The 18,498-nt window shown below is 34.4% G+C and carries 13 protein-coding genes; 6 read left to right on the top strand and 7 right to left on the bottom strand.

Annotated features, from left to right (window positions below; all coding sequences use genetic code 11):
• Positions 1 to 27 precede the first annotated feature (27 nt).
• The 4 genes from KCG49_RS03710 to KCG49_RS03695 form a co-directional block, all read right to left on the bottom strand.
• The gene (locus KCG49_RS03710; RefSeq protein WP_218544833.1) at positions 28 to 900 is read right to left on the bottom strand and encodes a nucleoside phosphorylase; all 873 of its coding nucleotides are present in this window, start codon (positions 898 to 900) and stop codon (positions 28 to 30) included.
• Entirely contained in the window at positions 890 to 1,831 is a 942-nt protein-coding gene (locus KCG49_RS03705) for a DUF1835 domain-containing protein (RefSeq protein WP_218544832.1), read from the bottom strand. The genes KCG49_RS03710 and KCG49_RS03705 overlap by 11 nt, the downstream gene beginning before the upstream one ends.
• Positions 1,832 to 1,834: 3 nt before the next feature.
• Positions 1,835 to 2,167 carry a translation initiation factor gene (locus tag KCG49_RS03700; protein ID WP_218544831.1) on the bottom strand — a complete coding sequence of 111 codons (333 nt, stop codon included), beginning with the start codon at positions 2,165 to 2,167 and terminating at the stop codon, positions 1,835 to 1,837.
• Between the two features lie 73 nt (positions 2,168 to 2,240).
• Complete coding sequence (locus tag KCG49_RS03695) at positions 2,241 to 3,191, bottom strand: isopenicillin N synthase family dioxygenase (protein ID WP_218544830.1); 951 nt, start codon at positions 3,189 to 3,191, stop codon at positions 2,241 to 2,243.
• Between the two features lie 148 nt (positions 3,192 to 3,339).
• On the opposite strand from KCG49_RS03695, the gene KCG49_RS03690 reads away from it, so the two are divergent.
• The 4 genes from KCG49_RS03690 (at position 3,340) to KCG49_RS03675 (ending at position 9,520) form a co-directional block, all read left to right on the top strand.
• A complete protein-coding gene (locus tag KCG49_RS03690) occupies positions 3,340 to 5,340 on the top strand; it encodes an alpha-ketoacid dehydrogenase subunit alpha/beta (RefSeq protein WP_218544829.1) in 2,001 nt (666 codons plus the stop codon).
• 134 nt (positions 5,341 to 5,474) lie between these two features.
• On the top strand, positions 5,475 to 5,954 hold the full coding sequence (locus KCG49_RS03685; protein ID WP_218544828.1) for an Hsp20/alpha crystallin family protein: 480 nt from the start codon (positions 5,475 to 5,477) through the stop codon (positions 5,952 to 5,954).
• A gap of 234 nt (positions 5,955 to 6,188) precedes the next feature.
• Positions 6,189 to 8,504 carry a T9SS type A sorting domain-containing protein gene (locus KCG49_RS03680; protein ID WP_218544827.1) on the top strand — a complete coding sequence of 772 codons (2,316 nt, stop codon included), beginning with the start codon at positions 6,189 to 6,191 and terminating at the stop codon, positions 8,502 to 8,504.
• 602 nt (positions 8,505 to 9,106) lie between these two features.
• On the top strand, positions 9,107 to 9,520 hold the full coding sequence (locus tag KCG49_RS03675) for a 3D domain-containing protein (RefSeq protein ID WP_439901094.1): 414 nt from the start codon (positions 9,107 to 9,109) through the stop codon (positions 9,518 to 9,520).
• Here KCG49_RS03675 and KCG49_RS03670 read toward each other — a convergent pair.
• On the bottom strand, positions 9,517 to 10,083 hold the full coding sequence (locus KCG49_RS03670; RefSeq protein WP_218544826.1) for an ExbD/TolR family protein: 567 nt from the start codon (positions 10,081 to 10,083) through the stop codon (positions 9,517 to 9,519). The two genes, KCG49_RS03675 and KCG49_RS03670, sit on opposite strands and share 4 nt — an antisense overlap.
• Positions 10,084 to 10,219: 136 nt before the next feature.
• Here KCG49_RS03670 and KCG49_RS03665 point away from each other — a divergent pair, with 136 nt between their 5' ends.
• Both KCG49_RS03665 and KCG49_RS03660 read left to right on the top strand, forming a co-directional pair.
• Positions 10,220 to 11,728, top strand: a complete 1,509-nt coding sequence (locus tag KCG49_RS03665) for a DEAD/DEAH box helicase (protein ID WP_218544825.1) — start codon at positions 10,220 to 10,222, stop codon at positions 11,726 to 11,728.
• Between the two features lie 134 nt (positions 11,729 to 11,862).
• Positions 11,863 to 12,576, top strand: coding sequence for a hypothetical protein (locus tag KCG49_RS03660; RefSeq protein WP_218544824.1), 714 nt, complete (start codon positions 11,863 to 11,865; stop codon positions 12,574 to 12,576).
• Between the two features lie 168 nt (positions 12,577 to 12,744).
• Here KCG49_RS03660 and KCG49_RS03655 read toward each other — a convergent pair whose 3' ends face one another.
• Positions 12,745 to 13,347 carry a pseudouridine synthase gene (locus KCG49_RS03655; RefSeq protein ID WP_256259850.1) on the bottom strand — a complete coding sequence of 201 codons (603 nt, stop codon included), beginning with the start codon at positions 13,345 to 13,347 and terminating at the stop codon, positions 12,745 to 12,747.
• A gap of 76 nt (positions 13,348 to 13,423) precedes the next feature.
• The gene (locus KCG49_RS03650) at positions 13,424 to 18,340 is read right to left on the bottom strand and encodes a DUF8693 domain-containing protein (RefSeq protein WP_218544823.1); all 4,917 of its coding nucleotides are present in this window, start codon (positions 18,338 to 18,340) and stop codon (positions 13,424 to 13,426) included.
• Positions 18,341 to 18,498 lie beyond the last annotated feature (158 nt).

Below are 18,498 nucleotides of genomic sequence, written 5' to 3'. Positions count from 1 at the left end.
TTCGCTTCTTGAGCTTAGCATTATATTCTAAATATTAACAATACGTTCTAAAGCATATACTATAAGTTTCTCTACTGTTTTCTTTGGATCTTTACTAAAATCGCCTGTAGCTCTATTGGCAATAATGGCATTTAGAGACAAAGCTTCATGACCCAGTAATTTTGAAAGACCATAAATAACTGAGGTTTCCATTTCAAAATTTGTAATTCTAAAACCTCTATAACTAAAAGAATCTAGCTTAGCGTTTAAACCAGCGTCGTGAAGAGGAAGTCGTAATACTCGACCTTGTGGGCCGTAAAACCCACCAGCTGTTCCCGTCATACCTTTAAATATCTTATCGCTTTCAAAATACTTTTCTAAGTACTTACTGTTGTTGATAATTATTGGTCGTGCTTTATTCTCATCCCAACGAGTATGTCTAATAAACTCATCTTCAATCTCAGGGTTACTTATACCATCAATCTGATAAAAATGCAACATACCATTTACATCAAGCCCATGTGTACTTGCTAAAAAAGCATCTACAGGAATGTCTGCTTGTAAGGATCCAGAGGTTCCTATTCTAATAATATTAAGGCTTGTTAGCTCTGTTTTTGGTCGGCGTGTTTTTAAATCAATATTAACGAGTGCATCGAGTTCATTAAGAACAATATCAATATTGTCTGGTCCAATTCCTGTAGAAAGCACTGTAATTCTTCGGTCTTTGTAATAACCGGTTTGGGTTTTAAATTCACGCTTTTGAGTACTAAACTCAACGCTGTCAAAATGCTTCGTTATTTTCTCTACACGATCTTGATCTCCTACGAAAATTATGGTATCAGAAATGTCCTCTGGTTTTAAATTTAAATGATAAACACTACCATCTGGATTCAATATTAACTCTGAATTTTTAATTGACATGTAATACGGTCTTTACAAGTTTATTTTGATCTATGCTAAATTGAAAGCCCAAGCGGTCAACACCTCCATAGACCATATTATTTTTTATTTCTGAAGCAAAATTATATTGCCTTAAAAGCGCTTCATGACCTTTTCTGTTGAGCTTAATACCTGTTTCGGTTTTATCTAAGAATATGGATAATTTATCAATGATTCGTCGCAATTGCGTATCGCCAAAACCATAATATCCTTGATAATTGAGACTGTAACCTAAAAGGTGGTGTATAGATTTTATTTGATGATCTCTAACCAATCTTAAAATATTGTCTTCTAATACACTAAGTCCACTTTTTTGATGCGGAAAGCGTTTTAGATGCGCTTTAAGACAGTTGCTCATGTACTTAAAGTTAGACTCAGTAACAATGTAAGGCTTAAGAATATTATGATCTTTACCGCAATATGTTCTCCAAAGCGTTGTAGCCAATTCCTTATCGTCCTTAGTTAGCAAAGTTCTTTCATGGTAATGTTCCATGAGTTGCTCGGAGGACAATTCACAGAGTCCTTTTAAGTTTTTCTCTCCTTCAACACGGCCACTACAAATCAAATAAAGTGGTTTGCTGATATTTTTCTGATGTAAAAGATTGATGATACCTATAAGATTGATGTGGCAAAACAAATCGTACTCAAACCAAAGGTGAATTTCTGAATATTTTTCAGCTTCATCTAGTTTTGATAATTCACTTTTAAGTTCTTCGCTGTTAACTTCAATATTATAATATTCTTTGAGAAACTTCCGTCGTATTTCAAAAAATTTGTCTGATGCTATGGCAGGAATCGTTGGCCCTTCGCAAAGCATTTCTTGCCAAGTCAGTATATCTTCCGTAAAATCTAACTCTCTTAAATAATCGGTTAAAGCATTGCCATTGGTAATATGAAGAATTTGTTTTGTCATAAATTAACCACCAACACGTTTTACATTGAATCCTTTTTCTTTTAGCATTTCCATAATTTTATCACGGTAATCCCCTTGAATAATAATCTTATCGTCTTTAAAACTACCTCCAACACTAAGTTTGGTCTTTAACTCTTTTGCTAATTTTTTAAAGTCTTCTGTTGCACCATTGTAACCTTCTAGAATGGTTATGGGCTTTCCTTTTCGTTTTTCGTATTTACAAACAATGGGTTCATCTTGAAGCCAAATGCCATTTTTAACTTTTTGTGAATCATTTGTAGATTCATCTGATACATGATCTGGAAATAAATTCTTTAACTGGTCTTGTAAATCCATTGTTTTTAATTTTCAATTGCAGTTCGCAGTCGCAGTTTGCCATTAAAAGGCTTAAAACTGAGACAGAGACTAACTACTTCTTAATAAGTCCCAGTTCAATAAGACGTTGATTTAAAAATTCTCCTGCAGTGATGTCTTCAAACTGTTTTGGATTATCCTTATCCATACAACTCTCCAAAACATCTAATTTCATTTCACTTATTGGGTGCATAAAAAACGGAATAGAGTAGCGCGATGTTCCCCAAAGCTCACGAGGCGGATTTACAACACGGTGTATTGTAGATTTTAATTTGTTATTGGTATGTCGCGATAGCATATCACCAACGTTAATCATAAGTTCGTCTGGTTCTGCAATAGCATCTAACCATTCACCATCGTGCCGCTGTACTTGCAAGCCACGACCTTGAGCTCCCATTAAAAGTGTAATTAAATTAATATCACCATGTGCAGCTGCTCTAACAGCATTTTTAGGTTCTTGGGTAATAGGCGGATAATGGATAGGTCTTAAAATTGAATTTCCATTATGGATATAATTATCAAAATAGGTTTCTTCTAAATCTAAATGAAGTGCTAGAGCCCGCAAAACATATTTAGCTGTTTTTTCTAACATCTGGTAGGTTTGCTTTCCCACCTTATTAAATTCGGGAAGCTCATTAACTTCAACATTTTCTGGATATTCTTTTCTGCGTTCTTCATCATCTTCTACATACTGACCAAAATGCCAAAACTCTTTTAAATCTCCTTCTTTTTTTCCTTTGGCACTTTCTTTACCAAAAGATACATAACCACGCTGACCACCTATGCCAGGAATTTCATAACTTTCTTTAATCTCTAAAGGTAAATTGAAAAAATTCTTAACCTCACCATATAATTTATCTACCAATTCATCATCTAAAAAATGCCCTTTTAATGCAACAAAACCAATATCTTGGTATGCTTTGCCTATTTCATTGATGAATTTTTGTTTTCTATTTGGGTCATCTGAAAGGAAATCCTTTAAATCTACACTAGGTATTCTATCCATTGGAGTTTTCGTTTAAATTTTAATCAATATACAAAAGTAACGAAAATAGTGTTAAAAAATTGGATAGTAATTTTTGATAACTTGACCGCAAACACTGCAATTTTGATACATTTTTATTTACATTTGAAGTATTACTTAATAAGAACTTATGCCTACCATAACCAAAAGCAATATCGATTACGATAAGAAAGATCTCAACGATAAGACACTTTTAAAGTTGTACTATAACATGTTGAAGCCTCGACTCATTGAAGAGAAGATGCTCATTTTATTACGCCAGGGGAAAATATCCAAATGGTTTTCTGGTATTGGCCAAGAAGCGATTTCTGTTGGTGTTACTATGGCACTAAAACCTAGCGAGTACATTCTGCCGATGCATAGAAATTTAGGGGTTTTTACTACGCGAGAAATTCCTTTACATCGTTTGTTTTGTCAATGGCAAGGAAAAGCTAGTGGTTTTACTAAAGGTAGAGATCGTTCATTTCACTTTGGTACACAAGAGTATAATATTGTAGGTATGATTTCACACTTGGGCCCACAGCTTGGTGTAGCAGATGGTATTGCTTTAGCTAATTTATTGAAGAAAAATGGACAGGTGACTGCTGTTTTTACAGGTGAAGGGGGAACGAGCGAGGGCGATTTTCATGAAGCCTTAAATGTTGCCTCTGTATGGCAATTGCCAGTAATTTTCTGTATTGAGAATAATGGTTACGGTCTATCCACGCCAACAAGCGAGCAGTATAATTGCAAGCATTTGGCGGATAGGGGAAAAGGCTATGGTATAGAATCTTTTATTTTAGATGGAAACGATATTATAGAGACCTATTCTAAAGTTAAAAAATTAGTAGAAAGCGTGAGAAAGCGACCTAGACCAATTTTAATTGAGTTTAAAACCTTTAGGCGTCGCGGGCATGAAGAAGCTAGTGGTACTAAATATATTCCTAAAGCTTTAATGGAAGAATGGGAAGCCAAAGACCCAATCGAAAACTTTAGAAGTTATCTGTTCAGCAAAAAGATATTATCTGCTGAAGTTGATGAAAAATATGTTGCAGAAATCAAGGCAGAAATTGACTCGTCTTTGGAATCCGCTTATGCTGAAGATGATATCACACCTAATCCGACTACGGAATTAAATGATGTTTACAAACCATTTGACTATCAAGAAATACATCCAAGCTCAGAAACAAAAGAATTACGATTGATTGATGCAATTTCTGAAGGATTAAAACAGTCTATGGAAAGGCACAAAGACTTGGTAATTATGGGACAGGATATTGCTGAGTATGGTGGTGTCTTTAAAATCACAGAAGGTTTTGTAGAACAATTTGGCAGAGACAGAGTACGTAATACACCAATTTGTGAATCTGCAATTGTCGAAGCTGGTATGGGCTTGTCTATAGCAGGTATGAAAGCTGTTGTAGAAATGCAATTTGCAGATTTTGTTAGCTCTGGTTTTAATCCTATAGTCAATTACTTAGCTAAGTCTTATTATCGTTGGGAACAACATGCGGATGTGGTTGTGAGAATGCCATGTGGGGCAGGTGTTGCAGCTGGTCCTTTTCATTCACAAACCAATGAAGCTTGGTTTACCAAAACACCGGGCTTAAAAGTAGTATACCCAGCGTTCCCGTATGATGCCAAAGGTTTACTGGCAACTGCTGTCAATGACCCTAATCCTGTACTGTTCTTTGAGCATAAAGCTTTATACAGAAGCATTAGGCAAGAGGTGCCAACAGATTATTACACCTTACCTTTTGGTATAGCTGCACTTTTAAAAGAAGGTGAAAGCGTAACAATCATAACCTATGGAGCTGGAGTTCATTGGGCCTTAGAGACCATAGAGAATAATGCAGACATATCTGCTGACTTAATAGATTTACGTACTCTACAACCTTTAGATAAGGATGCTATTTATAATTCAGTTAAGAAAACAGGTAAAGCTATCATTTTACAAGAAGATTCTTTATTTGGAGGCATAGCAAGTGATATTTCAGCTATGCTTATGGAAGATTGTTTTGAATATTTGGATGCGCCAGTAAAACGTGTGGCGAGTATGGAAACACCTATTCCGTTTATTGGACAATTAGAAGATCAGTATTTAGCTAAAGGAAAGTTTGAAGACGCTTTAAGGGAATTACTGAACTATTAATATGTACTTATCTAACAGTAAGTTATTTAGCTGAAAAAATATCAGTATTTCTGAAAAATTTTCAGTTGTTTTCAATTGGCATTTATTTTGCATTTTCATAAGTAAATTAATGTTTAATTTAAATTTTAAAACTTATGAATAATTTAATTCCGACTGTAAAGAATGGTAGTGAAAGAAATTCTAATCTAGGTTTTAGATCACTACCGAGTTTATCATCTTGGATGGATGATATGATTAACAAAAGCTTTGGTAACGAATTCGTTTCAAATTTTAATACTGGTATCACTTTACCGGCAGTTAATGTATTGGACAACGCAGAAGATTATATTGTAGAAATGGCTTTGCCAGGTTTAAAAAAATCTGATTTCGATATCAGTTTAGATAATCAAATGTTATCAATTTCTGCTGAGCGAAGCACAGAGCATAAGGATACTGACGAAAACTATACAAGACGCGAGTTTGGTTATTCGTCTTTCAAACGTACATTTTCATTGCCAGAAACTGTAGAAACTGATAAGATTAAAGCCAAATATGAAGATGGTTTGTTAAAAGTTCTATTGCCAAAACGTGATGAAGCAAAACAGAAACCTTTAAAACAAATTAAAGTCTCCTAATTACTATAATTTCATGCATTAATAAGCCAGTTTTATACTGGCTTTTTTTATTGGAATAAAAGCGCTTAACTAAGATTAAATAAAAATAGAATTAAAATTCAATCGTTTTCGTGTATTTTATCGATGTTAAATGAATTTCGCCGAATAATAATCGGCGAAATTCATTTTATTATAAATAATGAAGTAAAGATTGTAATTTACCATACTTTTTAATTACGTAACCTTTAAAAAACCATGAAAAGAATTTTACAATCTACTTTTTTCCTTTTGACCTTTGCAGTTTTTGGTCAAACAATACCCGAAAATGTAAAGCCACCAAGTTGGAATAAAGACAACTTAAAAAGCGTAAAACCATTTAAGCTACCTGGTTTTGATCTTAAAAAGCTACAAGACGAAGATAAGATCAATGACCAAAATAAATCCAAGCCTTGGAGATTTGGTCACGATATTTACGTAGATCATAATTTTAATGATGTAGGTAAATGGACCACTTTTGAAAACGGAGACAAGATTTGGAGAATGTCCTATACGTCTAAAAATGCTCAGACTTTGAATTTTATGTTCGATGTATTTAAGATACCTGTGGGAGCTAAACTCTACGTCTATAATAACGATAAAACAGATTTGTTACGACCATTCACACACCATAACAATAATCCTGAAGAAGTTCTTGGTACCTGGTTGGTGCAAGGCGACACAGCTTGGATTGAATACTATCAACCTGCTGGTGTTGTAGGAAACGCTAAAATAACTGTTGGGTCTGTGATTCACGGATACCGAACAGCAGAAACTTATCAAAAAGCCTTAAATGATTCTGGAGCTTGTAACCACGATGTTGACTGTGATATTACACCAACGGGAGCAGATCCTTTTGAGATAAATACCAGAAAAGAAGAGGTTAAAAAATCTGTAGGTATGCTTGTGAGCGGCGGTGGGTTTTGTTCTGGTACTTTAGTTAATAATACCAGTAATGATGGTACACCTTATTTTTTAACAGCAAATCACTGCGGTGGAGGTGAAGCCGGATGGGCATTCAGATTTAACTGGAGAAGTCCTAATCCATCATGTGGTACAAATACAAATAGCACCAACGGTACATTTAACCAGACCGTAAGTGGTGCAACCTTGAGGGCAGCGAGTTCTCAATCAGATATGGAATTAGTACAAATTAATGATGTTACATTTTTTAACAATAATCCCGATGTAGTCTGGGCAGGATGGAACAGATCGACTACAGATGTACCGGTTATAAACTTTGGAATCCATCACCCTAGAGGAGATATACAAAAAGTATGTAGAGAAGATGATGGCGCTTACAGAACTGTAGTACCTTTTAATGGGAACAATAATACCCAAATGTGGTTTATAGATCAATGGGAATTAGGTGTTACCGAACCAGCTTCATCAGGTTCTGGTTTATTTAATGAAAACGGTCACCTAATAGGTATGTTATCTGGTGGATCTGCCGCATGTTCTGGAACTAACAATAATGGTGGTGTTGATTTTTATGGTCGTTTTGGAGTAGCTTGGGATTTTGGTAGTTCTACGTCTACAAGATTAAGAGAATGGTTAGATCCTACAAATTCTGGTGCGACGGTATTGGGTCAATTTCCACCTGTGGAAACTTTTGATATCGATGCAACCGTGAATGCTGGTTCTGGTAATAGTACCACATTATGTAATGAAGATTTTACACCTCAAGTAACTTTAGTAAATGCTGGTAATTTAGCTTTAACCTCTGCAACTATAAATTATAACTTGGATTTTGGTACAAGTACAACGATCAATTGGACAGGTAATCTGGCTAGTGGGGCTAGCGTTGTTGTAGATATGCCAACTTACAGCAATATCAGCCTAGGTGGACACACATTTACAATTAGTGTATCTAACCCCAATGGTACAACAGATGAAAACACACAAAATGATACGTCTGTTTTTGACTTTAATGTACCACCTTCTTATTCAACAGCATCGGTTATTTTTAATCTTTTAACCGATGATTATGGAGATGAGACATCATGGACATTAACTAATGAATCTGGCACTATTGTAGACTCGGGTCCATTATTCCCTTATAACGATGATCAATCCTACCAAGAAACAATTACTATTCCTAGTTTTGACGAATGTTACACATTTACAATTTTGGATACTGAGGGTGATGGTATTTGTTGCGGAATTTTTGGTGATGGAAATTATAACTTACAAGATGAAGATGGTAATATCATCATTAGCGGTGGACAGTTTACTGATAGTGAATCTGTAACGTTCAACGTACAAGACCCATTGAGTATTGAAGAATATGGGTTAGACGATTTGGTAGAATTATTCCCAAATCCTGTTGCCGATAAATTAAACATTGTGCTCAATGATATTAATGAAAATGTAGATTTTCAAGTCTTTAATACATTAGGTCAACTTGTTAGAAGAGGAAATTTGGCAGCAAATAGTACACATACAGTTAATATGTCTCAATTACAGGGAGGAATTTATTTTGTTAAGTTATCTACTGCATCTCGATCGCTCACTAAAAAAGTGGTAAAGAAATAGATTTACAAATTATTTAAATCAAGAAGCCCATTTTCATTAGAAAATGGGCTTCTTGATTTAACACAACACTTAGCTGAGTTTAATAGTTTCTAAGTCATCATCTAAACTATTAGATGTATTGACGATTTTAGATAAGGTTCTCATAGGTGTTCGATTTTTGATTGATATGCCGAATTTAGTTCAGCATAGATTGATGAATTACGTTATTATCTGTAACGTCTTTTACTGTTCCAAGTAAAACTTTTTGTTTCTGTTGATGTACTTGATAATTGATTGTTGTTTAAAGTTCTCATGATTTTTCGTTTTTTAATTGATTTATATCTAATAGACGATGAATGGATTAAAATGTTACAGTACTTTGTATAGCATAGTAGTTATTTAACAGTTTTTAACTATTTAGTGTATCTTTAATCTGTGAGAAGCCATTGTGCATTTTCAGTTCATTTTAAAGTAAAGTGTCAGTTTGAGTGATTTTGAGGAACGAAAAATCGTATCGAAAACTAATTTTTAAGTCAAAATTCTTTTTCTCGATACAAATTTCACTCATTTTAATCGTAAAATTTACTCGAATTGACGAATTTTATTAAAAAACACAATGGGTTGTGAGAGTAAGAATTTATATTTTATTGATTATTGCAGTATTTACTTTTAATTGTAAATCAAAAGTAGAGACACATTGTGTTTCAAAAGCCTTTGAAGTGACAGCAACGGCCTATAATTCATTGGCATACCAGACCAGTTCTAACCCTAATATAACTGCTTTTGGTGATAGTCTAAAACCGGGACTTAGATATATTGCAGTATCTAGAGATTTGCTAGATTCTGGTCTGGTGCATAATGCTAAAGTGAAAATACAAGGCTTTGACAGTTTATTTACAGTTAAAGATAAAATGAATAGACGCTGGCGAAAGCGAATAGATATTTATATGGGCATCAATGTTAAAAAGGCAAAGAAATGGGGCAAAAGAAGGGTGCAGATTGAATACTGTATTCCAATAAAAGATACTAGCCCTTAATCACGTTTTACCATAACTTCAGAAACTATAAAAGGATATGCTTCTTTTACAATTTTAAATTCCGCATCAGTGATTTGTGCTGGTGCTTTATTGAATTTTTCTTTTATGTAACGTGTCCTTAAATCGTAAAAAGCTTTGGTAATCTCATCTTGTACAGAAATAAACAAATGATACTTTGTTAACGCATCATGATGCAAAGAAATAACAGCTTCACTTGGATGATCTGAAGATTCAGATGATTTATTACCATTACAATAATCACAATCCGATAGGCCGTTATTATCTACAAATGCCTTTACGATTTGCTGAATATCTTCAAGCTCAACAACTTCATCTTCAATAAAAATTTCCTGATTACTGTTTAAACTAATCCTTAGCAAATTTCTTTCTTTAATGTCTTTAATACATTCATTGATATCAGGACAATCACTGGGTAATTGCCTTAATATGCCTTTGTCGGCAGAAATAGTCGTAGTTACCAAAAAGAAGATGAGTAACAGAAAGGCAATGTCTGCCATAGATCCTGCGTTGACCGTCGCAGAATATCTTCGAATAGATTTCATAATATAAATTTTAAAATGTTAATGCTTTCTTAAGCACAATAACAGTACCAATCTTGTTAAAGGTTATTAACAATTCATTACAAAAACACTTACAATATGCTATTTTTGCAAAATTAACCTTGGAGGAAACAATTATATGTCAACAGGCACAATTAAGGAAAATGTAACTGAGAAAAGGCTCTACGATTATCAAATTAAGGATCTCAATCGTATTTTTGATGTGATACAAGATGAGTCTGATGATTTTAATCTATTGTATCAACTGCCTACTGGAGGTGGTAAGACGGTTATTTTTTCAGAAATTGTTAGACGTTACATAGAGAAGCACAAAAAAAAAGTAGTGATTCTTACGCACAGAATTGAATTATGTAAGCAAACCTCTAATGTGCTTTCTGGATTTAAGGTTAAAAATAAAGTTATTAATAGCAAGGTAAAAACTTTACCGGACCAAGACACATACGAGTGTTTTGTTGCTATGGTGGAAACGTTGAACAACCGATTGTCTGATAAGGATTTTGAGCTTAAAAACGTTGGCTTGGTCATCATTGACGAAGCGCACTACAATTCTTTTAGAAAACTTTTTAAATTTTTTGAACATTGTTTTATTCTCGGTGTTACTGCCACACCACTAAGTAGTAATATTAAGTTACCAATGAAAGATAACTATGATAAGTTGATTGTTGGTGATGATATTTCTACCTTAATTAAAAATGGATTTTTAGCCAATGCAGATGTGTATCATTACGATGTAGGACTAACCACTTTAAAGATTGGTATCAATGGCGACTACACTGTGAAGTCTTCCGAGGCTTTATATACTAATAGTCTAATGCAGACCAAATTACTATCTGCATATGAGGAATTGGCAAAAGGGAAGAAAACCTTGATATTTAATAACGGTATATATACGTCCAAAGAGGTGTATTATACGTTTAAGAAAGCGGGTTATAACGTACGACATTTAGATAATACAGCGGGTAAGCAAGAACGAAGAGATATTTTAGAATGGTTTAAGACCACACCAGATGCAGTACTAACTTCTGTGAGTATTCTAACAACAGGTTTTGATGAGCCTTCTGTGGAATCTATTATTTTGAATAGAGCGACTCGATCCCTGACTTTATATTTTCAAATGATTGGTCGTGGCAGTCGTATTTATAAGAATAGGTCAATATTTCAGGTTATTGACTTAGGAAATAATGTAGCACGTTTCGGGCCATGGAACCAACCAGTAGATTGGCAACATATTTTTAAGTACCCAGATCTTTATTTAGAGAACATAGTTGATGATGAATCCCTTGAGCGTGATTTTGTTTACGTAATGCCAGATACTTTAAGGGAAAAATTCAAGAATTCGGAGACTCTGGATTTTGATGTTAAAGCACAATATAAAGATGTAGTAGGTTCTGGTAAAAAATCATTTACTGTTATAGAGCGTTCCATTGCGCAACATTCTAAAATGTGTATTGAAAACAGTGAGGATGTTTACGATGCAAGAGATTTAACAAAACTACTTCAAGATGAAATTGCCTATCGTATAAAGCAGTATTGTTATTGTATTATGAACAGCACCCAAAATTACAAAGATTGGTTATTTGAAGAATACAACCGTAAATTGCGCATTAGTTTTAATGGTAAGTTTTAACGTTTTTTTGTAAGGTATTACAATTTTATACGTTTATTTTGAAGTAGGTATGGTTTTTGTACCACAAGATTAGAAACAAAAACGCATCTCAAATACAAGTGAAAGCTTTTAAGCACATATTACTCTTATTCTGTATGTTATGTTGTACCGTTGTTTTTTCTCAAGAAAAAAAGGTAAAAGACAAAGAGAATAAATCTATCCGAATTCCTGCTGAGCCATCTAAGATTAAAAAAGATTCCATACCAGTAAAGATTAAAGTAGCTCCAAAACTTGATAATAACGAAAATAAGAACAGTGGAGACTCCAAAAAGGAAGAAAAGAAAAAATTTGTAATTAAAGATTCTGAAAAGCCGTTTTCTATGACGGATAAGGATGGACTAAAAAGCCCCGGTGAGATTTTCGAAAAACGTTGGAATAAAGAGCTTGAAAAAGGTGGTATAATTAGAACCATGTCTGATCAGTTTCTTGGTGAACACAACGTTGACACTAAGTTTGTAAATATTATTTGTCGCGATCATGAATATGTCGATGGCGATCGTGTGCGGATTTATGTAAATGATGTTGTTGTAAAACAAAACTTATACCTTACCAATAGCTATAGACGTGTAGAGGTAAATTTAGTACAAGGCAAAAACACTGTTGAAATCGAAGCTTTGAATCAAGGAGATTCAGGCCCAAATACAGCAGAATTTTTAGTTTACGACGATAAGGGAAAGCTCATTTCTTCAAAGGAATGGAATTTACTCACAGGTGTAAAGGCTATCATAGTCTTTAATAATGAAAAGGTAGTTATAAAAGAAAAATCATCTAAAGATGAAAATTCAACTGATGAAGCCTCAAATAATTAATAACCTGAGTTTCTAATATTAATGAGCTAATTTTAAATAACTTATACTATATACCAGAAAGGTTTTTTGATACCTTGTAGGTGTCAATTATATTCGAAATACCCATATTACAAGTTAAAAAAACCGTAGGATTTTCTTATTTAATATTACACATTGACAATCAATCAACTACAGAGAAATATCAATAGGGTTAAAGTTAATAGGTAGTACTTCACCTGGTTTCATAGACCTTAATTTATAATTACCTATACGTATTCTCACCAATCGTAAAGTAGGAAAACCAAGTTTTGCTGTCATTTTTCTAACCTGTCTAAATTTCCCCTCAGTCAATGTGATGCTAAGCCAAGAAGTTGGGCCATGTTTTTTATCTCGTACAAAGCGATTGATAATATGTGAAGTATCATTTAGGATATGAGCGCTACATTTTTTTGTGGTATATGGCTTTCCATTAACAGAGATTTCTATGCCATTTTTTAATACCTCTATATCAGATTTGGTGATTATACCATCAACCATAACATGATATTCCTTTTCAATTTTAGAACTCGTTATATGGTGACTAAATTTACCGTTAGTAGTTAATAACAATAATCCCTCAGACTTTTCATCAAGTCTACCGACTGCCATAATTCCTTCAGGAAAATTATAAAATTCATTTAAGAGTTTTTTATTTCTCCGTTTGTTTTGGTTATTCACAAATTGGCTTAGATAACCATAAGGTTTGTATATTTTATAATAACTATGCATTACGTTATCTAAATTGTCAGCCATTTTGTGTTCAATAGTATGTAAAAATAAAAAAGCGCATAATCTTTATAGAGTATACGCTTCAATAAAGTATGTATTACTATTTTATAATAAGTTTTTGAACACGTTTTTTATTCCCATTGGTTACCAGTTCAGCAATATATATGCCAGCACTTAAATGGTCTACATTTATCACTTGTCTTGTACTATGTAAGTCTAATTTATTTACTATCAAAGCACGACCATTAATGTCATAGAGTTTAAAATTGGTTTTGCCTTGCAATTGTCCAAGAATAACTATAGCTTTTTCTTTTTCAAGACTGAAAATACTCAAGTCTTCTAGAGCAGAAGCTGGTGTACTGAGCGATTGATTCTGAAACCTTAGATAAAAACGACCTGTACCTGTTAAATCACTCATTGCGGTAAAGCTATATGTATTTGTGTTCAATAAGGTATAAGTATTGTTTAAATTATCTTCTAGATAGACGTTTATAGAAGAAGGTATATCTGTTTCAGAAATACTAATAGTTACGTTTTGGCCCTGCAATGCATTTAACCCAAGAGGAATAGTAACATCATTGATGGCATTGCTATTTAAGCTTTGGATGGCAAAAGCAGTATTGGAGCTATTATCTACTAAGTTTGAATATATTGAAAATTCTGGGACATTTCCATTAAATAGAGACGCATCATAACCAGTGTCTAAACCAAGGGATGCATTATCATTAAAATAAAAATCCGTACTGTAATCAGAGGTGCCAGAATTAGCCAATAATTTTAAGTACCCATGATGAGGAGACGATGATGATCTACCTTGAATAAAATCATCACTATTTCCAGAAACTCTCATGTTAGGTGTAAAGGTTATTGAACCACCTCCTGTTTTACTTTTTACAAAAAATGCCTGACCAGGTGCAATGAGTTCAATTTCATTTTCATCATCTATTTTAGCTTGGTTCCAAATAGTCCAACCATTTGAAGCATCACCATCATAACCATAAATGGATTGATATGTAGCAATGTCTAATTCATCCTTATTGAGATTAAAAAACAGATCAAAATCTATATATGAGGTGTATGGGTTTCCTATTAAATTCCAACCGTTAAAAGAGGTGCCAAGTGTTGTCAAAGCTACGTTGACATTACCAGTTTCAATTTCCCCAGTAAAAGTTAGGGTAGTGCCATAAGTACTGTCCTCAGAACTGTCTCTTGCGACACGATAACCTACCCCAGAACTTATTACAGAGCCATTATTAGCAGTAGTATCATAAATCTCGTAGCTACTTGCGGGCTCATTAAAAGGACCGAATAATTTTTGAGATGTATTGCCAGGGTTTTCAAATAGGTTTGGATTATTTGTCGCAAAATCCCCGAATGTCTCACCCATAACAGGTGAGGCAATTAAATCATTTCCAGTAATACCATTATAGGCATTGACATGGCGCTTATATTTAATACTTCCTGTAGTGGTTCCGTTAATTATAAGGCTAGAATACTTATTAGAGATTGAATTGAGTATAACCTCGCCATTAACAGTCAAATTACCATTTATGGTTAGGCTTCCACCTTCCAAAATTTCTATACTTGCATTAGAATGTACTTCATAATCATTATCAATTACAACATGCTCATCTATACCAACAAGTAAATCACTACAGTTTTCTGGTGCAGAAAATAATGCCCCGTTGCTTCTGTAAAGTGTGTCATATCCATCAGTAAATTCTGCAATGACTTCTACATCGTTACTATCAGAATCTAACCCTGTCAGCGTTATGGTTTGTGGACTTGCTGTGATTGGAAACGTTTGGCCATTTACAACCAAAGCCCCAGTAGCAGGAGGATTGGTATAGCTCACAGTCAATTCTTGGCTGTAATAATTATTCATAGTGTCACAGCTTGTCTGTTGACCGACCACGATGTTATCAATAGTTGTAGGATTATTAAATGGCTTAAACTGCAAGAGTGAAGCTTTAGGTTCTGTACTTAAATCTCCGGTACCACTATTTGTAGTTTCACCACCACGACCTCTTAAATGAATGTGTACTAAATCGTTGACCCCATCGCTGTATAATTGTAATCTCACAGCTTCTGCATATATTGGAGGTTGGTTGGTGCCGTCCCATTCATAAATACCAGAATCTATCCAACCACCTGTACCTTCTTCAATAATTATCCAAGCCCCTTCTCTTAAATAGCTAACACGCCATAATGTATTTGGCTGTGGTTGGTTTGGATAAGTACCGCCAAACGTAATATAGTTAACAAATTTTGGTTCTGTCCAATCCGTTCTCCAATAGAATCCATTGTCAATATCTACAGTTCCTAAGTTTACTCCGTAAAATTCACCATATTCACCAAACTGTGTTATAACTTTATAATTACCTGCCAAAGGATCGTACAAAATATCTAGAGGTGTTCCTCTACCATCACCTTGGGCTACAGAACCACTAAGTTGAGCAGATGGAAGGAGTGCTAAATTAATTAATGGATTAGGATTGTTAATTGTATCTGTACTAATAGGTTCGAGCTGATTGATCCACTGTTCTACAAGATCTACAGCTGGTTGATCTATAATTGTTTTTGAGATGGGAGGCATCATTACCGATACATCGACACTATTCATCCTGTGAAATAATATAGATTTTGATGCATCACCAGGAAAAACGATTTCTTCATTTGGGTCAATACCTAAAGGAGTCAGGATTCCACTTGTTAATAACTCGGTAGCTTCTAATGTATTATAAACTCTTAAATCATAATTGGTTCTTATGCTATTGTCACGTCTATGGCAATAGGCACAATTTAGGTCTAAATAGGATCTTGCCTTTTCATCTAAAGAAGCATTAGAATCCTGTAGCGATTTATTGGTGTAAATATCTGGTGTATCAGAATCAGTTATAGATTCGTTGATTACACCCAAATGGCTCAGAGTTACTAATTGATTAGCCGTTATGCCAGTTTCATTATAGGTATAATCTGTATTTAGATATCTGGATTTTAAACCAAGCCCACCTTTATTTGCATGGTTATGACAATTTATACAGTCTGAATTAGAAGGGAAGTGCCAAGTTTGTGTTCTTGTACCTCCGCCTGTAGTAGCAATGTCTACAGGCTCATCCAAACTTGAAGCTTGCAGTACAGCATCAGTTTCATTCTCATTCCAGTTGTAGGTTAAGAAATACATTTCCCCGTTTTCATCTACAACAGAGACTCGGGTTTCAATTTTCTTTGTAATGGACGGATTGTTATCATCTACCCGTAAATCAAAATGCTTAACGATCACAGTACCAGCAGGAAATTCCCAATCTCCATATTCAGAATAATTTATCTGTTCAGCTGCACCACTATGCACGCCATCGTTATTTGGCACAGCTATCCATCGTTTTTTTAAGGCACCATCAGACCAAAACGATTCATAGAGTTCGTAAGGTACATAGCCATCGATTATATCTAATGTTGATAAGTCTGAGAAAATTCCAGTTTGTGAAAGAAGTTGCGGAGCAGGTCCGTAATCTACATCGTCATCAATGAGTTTATATATGTTTGTACTAAACCCTAATCTTAGGATAAAAAGCTCTTTATCATAATCTTGACCAAAAGAAATAATGTCTTCAGGTAAGAAAGTACCAATTTGCTCGTAATCACCCGAACTTATATCCACAGAAAAGATTTCGTCACCACCTCCATAGTCAGCACAAATGTATTTTCCGTAGAGTTCTGGTATGCCAGTACCTCTATAAACAAATCCTCCTGTTATAGAATTAACAATATCGTGACCAAAGTCAACTAGTGGCTCTGTGTGATCCATCCCGTTTAACAGACCAGAATAACAGCCAGGACCTGTAATGTTGCCTTCAAACAATGGCCAGCCAAAATTAGAATTAACATCTAAAACATTAACTTCTTCACGATTATTAAGGCCAACATCTCCAATGTAGAATGTGCCTGTTTGGCTATCCTTTGTCATTCTAAATGGGTTTCTAAGTCCTATACCATAATATTCTTCAAAGAAGTCGCCGGGTGCATATACATCATTCGGATCAGTAGTAGTTAAATTAGGCTGCCCGTATATGTTTGTTGTTGAACCTGGTGTTGTATCCGAAAACGGATTGTCATTTGGTATCCAATATTCTAAACCTGTAATCTCACCAGGAAAACCAGCATCATCGGGTTTGATTCTTGCGGGCGGATGGCTCTTTGTTGGGTCTTTATCTACATCAAGCCTTAAGACTCCCCCAGCCAAGTTATTCTCAATATCCTGTGCTCGTTTCCACGAAGCCATATCTCCTGTGGTTAGGTACAGAAAACCATCATCACCAAAATCCAAACCACCACCGTAATGCGTAGTGCCGTACATTCTATTTTTCAATAAAATAGTTCTTGAATTTGCAACTACGCTCATAGTGGTAGTGTCACCAATCTCAAATCGTTCTAAGATCAAATAGTTGCCTTGATACTCATTGTCACTGTAAGAACAACCTTGCCCCGTGTACTGCCCAAAGCCAGGAAGATCTTGCCCATTACTATTTTTTGTTGCGTAATATATGTAGATGTAATTCTTTTCGTCTATCGGGGCACCAAAATCGGGATGTATGGTCAAGCCCAAAAAACCACCATCTGATACTAATCCAACCTCATTGGATAAGTCGAGTAGGAGGTTCTTGTTCGTTGTAGCCTCATCATTATTAAACCAAAACATCTTGCCATCTAACTGTCCTACTATTATTTTATTTTGATTGGGGATAGGATTAAACGTTATTGGGTAGAAAAACTCAAGGTTTGGAAACGCAACTCTATAAGTAGCATCTAAATCATCGTCAATGGCTTGTGGAAAAACACCGTTAGAATAAGGAGCTATAGTTTTTGCAGACGATAAACCTGATCCTGAAAAGTAGGGGAAGGCGGCTAATAAAAATAGTGAAGTCAGTAGAATAGAGACAATTTTAAGTGTCTTAGATTTGGTATTTATGTATGTCATAAAACTTCCAATAGGTTGTTTGGAAATATTAAATTTCATAAGATTTAAATTGAATAAATTAATAGCTAAGTAAATGTAGCTTATTCAACTATGAAGCAAACAAAATTTTCGACGAGAATGCATTAAATCGGTTGAAGTTGATTTTCATAACTTTAGCAAGAAGTAAATACTTGAATATGTTTACTTTACACAAATGT

Source organism: Winogradskyella luteola, from assembly GCF_019203985.1.
GTDB classification, from domain to species: domain Bacteria; phylum Bacteroidota; class Bacteroidia; order Flavobacteriales; family Flavobacteriaceae; genus Winogradskyella; species Winogradskyella luteola.
Note: the sequence above shows the minus strand (reverse complement) of the source record. Positions and strands in the feature narration are given on the sequence as shown.